Consider the following 3601-nt stretch of genomic DNA (forward strand, 5'->3'; position numbering starts at 1 on the left):
ACGGTTTGGGTCTAGCCGGCCTGTCTCGTGTATCGCGACTGAAAAGAACAGAGTTGTCCAAGTCAAATATACTAACCCGAGCGACCTGCGTTGATCAGCTGCACGGCTGGGAGACCATATGGGGTTGCTCAATTGTCCTCGTCCAAGTGGCGGGGGCGGGAAATGTATGTTTTTGGTTCAGAAGAACGATCGCCTTTAGTTACCAGCTGGGTGATCACGATCGACATAGTCGAAGCCTGCAGGCCGAAAGGCCGAAAGGCTTCACGCGCTCAAGTGGCCGAATAGGCGGTAGCGCAACATGTTATGTCTTTCTTTTTCTGGATCAAATCAAGCGCGAGAAGGGCGTTTGGTGAATGCCTTGGCAGCAAGAGGCGATGAAAGACGTGATACTCTGCGATAAGCCATGGGGAGCTGAGAATAAGCTTTGATCCATGGATTTCTGAATGGGGCAACCCACCTGAATGTTTGTTATTGTTGGCACAGCTGATCAATAATGAGCATGACCAGGTACTTAAGACCTGAATACATAGGGTTTTAAGAGCAAACCCGGGGAACTGAAACATCTAAGTACCCGGAGGAAAGGAAATCAATTGATACTCCCCTAGTAGTGGCGAGCGAACGGGGACCAGCCGAGCCGTGAGTGTGAATAGAACCTGTTGGGAAGCAGGACCATAGAGGGTGACAGTCCCGTATATGAAGCATGATCGGACGTATTAAGTAGGGCGGAACACGTGAAATTCTGTCTGAAGATCGGAGGACCACCTTCGAAGGCTAAGTACTCCTTGCTGACCGATAGCGAACCAGTACCGTGAGGGAAAGGTGAAAAGCACCCCGACGAGGGGAGTGAAACAGTACCTGAAACCGAACGCCTACAATCAGTCGGAGCCTCCTTGCGGGGTGACGGCGTACCTTTTGTATAATGGGTCATCGACTTGGTCTCACGAGCAAGCTTAAGCCGTTAGGTGTAGGCGTAGCGAAAGCGAGTCTTAATAGGGCGAATGAGTTCGTGGGATCAGACCCGAAACCGAGTGATCTAGGCATGGCCAGGTTGAAGGTAAGGTAACACTTACTGGAGGACCGAACCCACATCCGTTGAAAAGGATCGGGATGAGCTGTGCCTAGGGGTGAAAGGCCAATCAAACTCGGAGATAGCTGGTTCTCTGCGAAATCTATTTAGGTAGAGCGTCATCCGAATACCCCGGGGGGTAGAGCACTGGATGGGTAATGGGGCCCCACAGGCTTACTGATCCTAACCAAACTCCGAATACCCGGGAGTACTAGATGGCAGACACACTGCGGATGCTAACGTCCGTAGTGGAGAGGGAAACAACCCTGACCTACAGCTAAGGCCCCCAATTCATGGCTAAGTGGGAAAGCAGGTGGGACGACCAAAACAACCAGGAGGTTGGCTTAGAAGCAGCCATCCTTTAAAGATAGCGTAACAGCTCACTGGTCTAAACAAGTTGTCCTGCGGCGAAGATGTAACGGGGCTCAAGCCATGAGCCGAAGCTTAGGATGCCGTAAGGCATGGTAGCAGAGCGTAGTGTGACATAGAACTCATCCGTATTTGCATCTGTGTTGTGTAACAGCAGCGAGGTGTAATGACGGATCGAGTTCTTTCGATGAAGCCGGCCTGTGAGGGATCCGGTGGAGAGATCACTAGTGAGAATGATGACATGAGTAGCGACAAAGAGTGTGAGAGACACTCTCGCCGAAAGTCCAAGGGTTCCTGCTTAAAGCTAATCTGAGCAGGGTAAGCCGGCCCCTAAGCCGAGGCCGAAAGGCGTAGGCGATGGGAACTAGGTTAATATTCCTAGGCCAGGAGGATGTGACGGATCACAGGTGTAGTTCAATCTTATCGGATTGATTGGGCTGCTGAGTGGTTCCTGGAAATAGCCCTCCATCAGACCGTACCCTAAACCGACACAGGTGGACTGGTAGAGCATACCAAGGCGCTTGAGAGAACGATGTTGAAGGAACTCGGCAAAATACCTCCGTAAGTTCGCGAGAAGGAGGCCCGGTTCCTAGGCAACTAGGGGCTGGGGGCACAAACCAGGGGGTGGCGACTGTTTATTAAAAACACAGGGCTCTGCGAAGTCGCAAGACGACGTATAGGGTCTGACGCCTGCCCGGTGCCTGAAGGTTAAAAGGAGAGGTGAGAGCCTTGAATTGAAGCCCAGGTAAACGGCGGCCGTAACTATAACGGTCCTAAGGTAGCGAAATTCCTTGTCGGGTAAGTTCCGACCTGCACGAATGGCGTAACGACTTCCCCGCTGTCTCCAACATCGACTCAGCGAAATTGAATTGCCTGTCAAGATGCAGGCTTCCCGCGGTTAGACGGAAAGACCCCGTGCACCTTTACTACAGCTTCGCACTGGCATCAGGATTGTGATGTGCAGGATAGGTGGTAGGCTTTGAAGCAGGAACGCAAGTACCTGTGGAGCCTCCCTTGAGATACCACCCTTCGCACTCTTGATGTCTAACCGCGGTCCGTTATCCGGATCCGGGACCCTGCGTGGCGGGTAGTTTGACTGGGGCGGTCGCCTCCTAAAGCGTAACGGAGGCGCGCGAAGGTTGGCTCAGAGCGGTCGGAAATCGCTCGTTGAGTGCAATGGCAGAAGCCAGCCTGACTGCAAGACTGACAAGTCGAGCAGAGTCGAAAGACGGCCATAGTGATCCGGTGGTCCCGAGTGGAAGGGCCATCGCTCAACGGATAAAAGGTACGCCGGGGATAACAGGCTGATACTGCCCAAGAGTCCATATCGACGGCAGTGTTTGGCACCTCGATGTCGGCTCATCTCATCCTGGGGCTGGAGCAGGTCCCAAGGGTACGGCTGTTCGCCGTTTAAAGAGGTACGTGAGCTGGGTTTAGAACGTCGTGAGACAGTTCGGTCCCTATCTGCCGTGGGTGTAGGAGACTTGAGAGGAGTTGCCCCTAGTACGAGAGGACCGGGGTGAACGATCCACTGGTGGACCAGTTGTCGTGCCAACGGCAGTGCTGGGTAGCTATGATCGGACAGGATAACCGCTGAAGGCATCTAAGCGGGAAGCCCCCCTCAAAACAAGGTCTCCCTGAGGGCCGTGGAAGACCACCACGTCAATAGGCCGGAGATGTAAGCGCAGTAATGCGTTCAGTTGACCGGTACTAATCGCCCGATAGGCTTGATTTGATCCAGTAATGGAAAGACAAATCACCAAAAGCATACACACCTTGAACATGGACAACGCGTGCCAACGCAAACGGCACTGTTGATTGACATAACAACCGTGCGGGAACGCCCATTCGCAAGCGAATACCCTGCCTCCCGCGCGTCGCCTTTTTGCAAAGCAAAATGAGCGACGGGGATTTTCCTCGGTTTGGTGGTCATAGCGCAAATGAAACACCCGGTCCCATCCCGAACCCGGAAGTTAAGCACTGCCGCGCCAATGGTACTTGGGCTTAAGCCCCGGGAGAGTAGGTCACCGCCAAACCTAGCAAAATCCCCAAGTCTCTCTAACACGATGAAAACAAATCTGACTCTGACGCGGGATGGAGCAGCCCGGTAGCTCGTCAGGCTCATAACCTGAAGGTCGCAGGTTCAAATCCTGCTCCCGCAACCAA

At 53.3% G+C, this 3601-nt stretch carries 1 tRNA gene and 2 rRNA genes; all 3 read left to right on the forward strand.

What is annotated here, in order from left to right:
- The first annotated feature begins 325 nt into the window (after positions 1–325).
- The 3 genes from AC2FLO_RS05195 (at position 326) to AC2FLO_RS05205 (ending at position 3600) form a co-directional block, all read left to right on the forward strand.
- Positions 326–3170 (forward strand): 23S ribosomal RNA (locus tag AC2FLO_RS05195).
- 186 nt (positions 3171–3356) lie between these two features.
- A 5S ribosomal RNA gene (gene rrf / locus AC2FLO_RS05200) occupies positions 3357–3471 on the forward strand.
- A 52-nt stretch (positions 3472–3523) separates the two neighbouring features.
- Positions 3524–3600: transfer RNA gene (locus AC2FLO_RS05205), tRNA-Met, on the forward strand.
- The last annotated feature ends 1 nt before the right edge of the window (position 3601 follow it).

The sequence above is a fragment of the Ruegeria sp. TASC047 genome, assembly GCF_059612445.1.